The sequence below is a fragment of the Corallococcus praedator genome (genome assembly GCF_003612125.1).
Lineage (GTDB): Bacteria > Myxococcota > Myxococcia > Myxococcales > Myxococcaceae > Corallococcus > Corallococcus praedator.
Genome location: NZ_RAWI01000581.1, coordinates 1 through 4,343, shown reverse-complemented (window position 1 = coordinate 4,343; position 4,343 = coordinate 1). Strand labels below are relative to the sequence as shown.

Annotated in this window: 5 protein-coding genes; all 5 read left to right on the top strand. The window is 70.6% G+C overall.

The features are described from left to right. Window positions 1–138 precede the first annotated feature (138 nt). The gene (locus D7Y13_RS39145) at window positions 139–939 is read left to right on the top strand and encodes an urease subunit gamma (protein WP_120586088.1); all 801 of its coding nucleotides are present in this window, start codon (window positions 139–141) and stop codon (window positions 937–939) included. Next, window positions 936–2,651 carry an urease subunit alpha gene (gene ureC / locus D7Y13_RS39140; protein WP_120538193.1) on the top strand — a complete coding sequence of 572 codons (1,716 nt, stop codon included), beginning with the start codon at window positions 936–938 and terminating at the stop codon, window positions 2,649–2,651. The genes D7Y13_RS39145 and ureC overlap by 4 nt, the downstream gene beginning before the upstream one ends. Before the next feature lie 11 nt (window positions 2,652–2,662). Next, window positions 2,663–3,325, top strand: a complete 663-nt coding sequence (locus tag D7Y13_RS39135; RefSeq protein ID WP_120538194.1) for an urease accessory protein UreF — start codon at window positions 2,663–2,665, stop codon at window positions 3,323–3,325. A gap of 20 nt (window positions 3,326–3,345) precedes the next feature. Beyond that, on the top strand, window positions 3,346–4,062 hold the full coding sequence (gene ureG, locus D7Y13_RS39130) for an urease accessory protein UreG (protein ID WP_120586087.1): 717 nt from the start codon (window positions 3,346–3,348) through the stop codon (window positions 4,060–4,062). Between the two features lie 57 nt (window positions 4,063–4,119). After that, a partial coding sequence (locus D7Y13_RS45405) for a hypothetical protein (RefSeq protein WP_147452603.1) occupies window positions 4,120–4,343 on the top strand: 224 nt, incomplete at its 3' end.

Sequence of the window (4,343 nt, the reverse complement as noted above, 5' to 3'; positions counted from 1 at the left end):
CTTCATGGGGGGCCTCGGGGGAGAGGGGGAGGCCGAAAGACATCGGCCGGTCGCCCATCCTGGTCCAGGGTGACGCGTCGCGCTAGGGTCGGGGCCGGTTGACGTACCGCAACCGGATGAAATGAGGGAGTTGGGCTCATGCACCTGTCCCCCCGAGACGTGGACAAGCTGCTCCTGCACCAGGCGGGCGTCGTCGCCCAGAAGCGCCTGGCGCGAGGACTGCGGCTCAACTACCCGGAGGCGATGGCGCTCATCGCCACCCAGTTGCTGGAGTTCATCCGTGACGGCAGGAGCGTGGCGGAGCTGATGGACCTGGGGCGTCGTTTCCTGGGGCGCGCGCAGGTGATGGACGGCGTGCCGGAGATGATCGCCGAGGTGCAGGTGGAGGGCACCTTCCCGGACGGCTCCAAGCTCGTCACCGTGCACCACCCGGTGGTGGCGGAGCACGGGGACCTGACGCTGGCGCTCTACGGCAGCTTCCTGCCGGTGCCTTCGCTGGACCGCTTCACCGTGCCGGCCGCGTCCCCTGAAGGGCCGCCGGGGCAGGTGAAGGCGGAGGGCGGGATGCTGGAGTTGAACGCGGGCCGCGAGGCCATCACCCTGCGCATCACGCACCGGGGCGACCGGCCCATCCAGGTGGGCAGCCACTACCCGTTCGCGGAAGTGAACCGCGCGCTGGTGTTCGACCGGGGCCGCGCCTACGGCCACCGGCTGGACATCCCCGCCGGCACGGCGGTGCGCTTCGAGCCGGGCGAGGTGAAGACGGTGTCACTGGTCCCCATCGCGGGTGAGCAGGTGGTGCGCGGCGGCAACGCGCTGGGCAGCGGCAAGGTGTCCGACGAGGGCCGCGAGCGCCTGCTCCAGGCCGTGCGTGAACAGGGCTTCGGTCACGAACCCGAGAACGAGAGCCCGAACCCGAACCCGGAAGGTCGCTCATGAGCCGCGGAATGGATCGCCGCCACTACGCGGACATGTTCGGCCCCACCACGGGGGACCGGGTGCGGCTGGGAGACACCGGCCTGTGGCTCCAGGTGGAGAAGGACGCCACCGTCTACGGCGACGAGTGCAAGTTCGGCGGCGGCAAGGTGCTGCGCGAAGGCATGGGCCAGCGCGCGGGCGCGGGGGACGCGGACGCGCTCGACTGCGTCATCACCAACGCACTCATCGTGGACTGGACGGGCATCTTCAAGGCGGACGTGGGCCTGAAGGCGGGGCGCATCGCCGGCATCGGCAAGGCGGGCAACCCGGACGTCATGGCGGGCGTCACGCCGGGCATGGTGGTGGGCGTCACCACGGAGGTCATCGCGGGCGAGGGGCTCATCCTCACCGCGGGCGGGCTGGACACGCACATCCATTTCATCTGCCCGCAGCAGGCGGATGAGGCCATCGCCAGCGGCATCACCACCTGGGTGGGCGGCGGCACGGGCCCCGCGACGGGCACCAACGCCACCACCTGCACGCCGGGCGCGTGGAACCTCCAGCGGATGCTGGAGGCCACGGACACGCTGCCCCTGAACATCGGCCTCACCGGCAAGGGCAACACGTCCCTGCCGGACGGCCTGTTGGATCAGGTGCGCGCGGGCGCCATCGGCCTCAAGCTGCACGAGGACTGGGGCACCACGCCCGCCGCCATCGACACGTGCCTCACGCTGGCGGATGGCGAGGACATTCAGGTCACCATCCACACGGACACGCTCAACGAGTCCGGCTACGTGGATGACTCGCTGGCCGCGTTCAAGGGCCGCACCATCCACACGTACCACTCCGAGGGCGCGGGCGGCGGCCACGCCCCGGACATCATCCGCGTGTGCGGCGCGCCCAACGTGCTGCCCAGCTCCACCAACCCCACGCGGCCGTACACGGTGAACACGCTGGATGAGCACCTGGACATGCTCATGGTGTGTCACCACCTGGACCGCGAGATTCCAGAGGACGTGGCCTTCGCGGAGAGCCGCATCCGGGGAGAGACCATCGCCGCGGAGGACATCCTCCACGACCTGGGCGCCATCAGCATGATGGCCTCCGACAGCCAGGCCATGGGCCGCGTGGGCGAGGTCATCACCCGCACGTGGCAGACGGCGCACAAGATGCGCGAGCAGCGCGGACGCCTTCCCGGAGAGCAGGGGGACAACGACAACCTGCGCATCCGCCGTTACGTGGCCAAGTACACCATCAACCCCGCCATCGCCCACGGGCTGTCCCACGAGGTGGGCTCCGTGGAGGTGGGGAAGCTGGCGGACCTGGTGCTGTGGCGGCCCGCGTTCTTCGGCGCGCGGCCGGAGCTGGTGCTCAAGGGCGGCTTCATCGCCTGGGCGCAGATGGGGGATGCGAACGCGTCCATCCCCACGCCGCAGCCCTACATCATGCGCCCGATGTTCGGCGCGCGCGGCCGGGCGCGGGGCGCCACGAGCATCGCCTTCGTGTCCGGGCGTGCGCTGGCGGAAGGCACCGTGCAGGGGCTGGGGCTCACCAAGCGGCTGTCCGCGGTGGTGGGCTGCCGGAGGCTGGGCAAGAAGGACATGCGGCTCAACGACGCGCTGCCGGTCATCACCGTCGACCCGGAGACGTACGAGGTGCGCGCGGACGGAGAGCTGCTGCGCTGCGACCCCGCGACGTGGCTGCCCCTGGCGCAGCGCTACTCGCTGTTCTGAGCGGACACGCCATGGGCACGGGCTGGAGGGTGTTGCAGTTGGCGGACTCCGGTTTTCCCACCGGGGGCTTCGCGCACTCGGGCGGGCTGGAGGCCGCGGTGCAGCAGGGCGAGGTGCGCGGCGCGGGCGACGTGCGTCGCTTCGTGGAGGCGCTGCTCTGGCAGGCGGGGCTGGGCGGCCTGCCGCTGGTGAACGCCGGGTGGCGCGAGCCCGCGTCGCTGCCCGCGTGGGACGCGCGGGCGGACGTGTTCCTGTCCAACCACGTCGCGCACCGGGCCAGCCGCACGCAGGGCAGGGCCTTCCTGGACACCTGCGCGCGCATCTTCCCGGACGCGGTGGGGCCGGTGCGCGAGGCGGCCCGCGCGGCCGGCGTGAAGTTCCACCATGCGCCCTTGTTCGGCGCGGTGCTGCGCGCGCTGGAGGTGGACCTGGAGGACGCGCAGCGGCTCTTCCTGTCGCTCACGCTCCGGGGCGCGCTGTCCGCCGGGGTGCGCATGGGCGTCATCGGCACGCACGAATCGCATCAGGTCCAACACGGGGCCACGCCGCTGCTGGACGCGGTGCTCACGCATTGCAGCGCCCTGGGCGTGGAGGACCTGGCGCAGCCCGCGCCGCTCCTGGACCTCCTGGGCGCTTCGCATGACCGGCTGTATTCGAGGCTGTTCCTGTCCTGAAGGAACGAAGGGAAAGCGACATGCACGACGACGACCACCGCGGCCATGGGCAGGACGGGCACGAGCACACGCACGAGGAGCTGGACCACCCGGGCCACTTCGACGCGCGCGACAAGCCGCACCGGCGCGACTATTCGCAGCGGGCCTTCACGATAGGGATTGGCGGCCCGGTGGGCAGCGGCAAGACGGCGCTGGTGCTGGCGCTGTGCAAGAAGCTGCGCGACCAGTACCGGCTGGGCGTGGTGACCAATGACATCTTCACCAAGGAGGACGCGGAGTTCCTGGTGCGCAACCAGGCCCTGTCCCCTGAACGCATCAAGGCGGTGGAGACGGGCGGCTGTCCGCACGCGGCCATCCGCGAGGACATCAGCCACAACCTGCTCGCGCTGGAGCAGCTGATGGAGGAGCTGCACCCGGAGCTGCTCATCGTGGAGAGCGGCGGCGACAACCTGGCCGCGCAGTACAGCCGGGAGCTGGCGGACTACACCGTGTACGTCATCGACGTGGCGGGTGGGGACAAGGTGCCGCGCAAGGGCGGGCCCGGCATCACGCAGTCGGACCTTTTGATCATCAACAAGACGGACCTCGCACCGCACGTGGGCGCGGACCTGGGCGTGATGGACCGCGACGCCCGGAAGATGCGCGGCGAGGGGCCCTTCGTCTTCACCCAGGTCACTCGCGACGTGGGGGTGGACGCCGTGGTCGGCCATCTGCTCGACGCCTGGCGTCGACGCTAGGAACCAGACGGGCGGGCTGCTGGGAGGCCACTCCGGCACTGACAGCCGGGGTGGGTTGTGTACTCTGCCGCCGTGGGCATCCTGGAGCGGGCACGGGTTGAATGGTTCGCGGCGGCGTTTGGCCTCGTCGTGGGGACCACGATGGTCTTCGTGCCCTATGAGTTCGGGGCCGCCCTCTTCCAACACATCTATCCGTCCGTCCGTCCGCTCGGCAGTCTGTTCCTCGTGGGCTCGGCGACGATGCTCGTCGCGATGCTGTACCCCGGATGGCACGCTTTCGT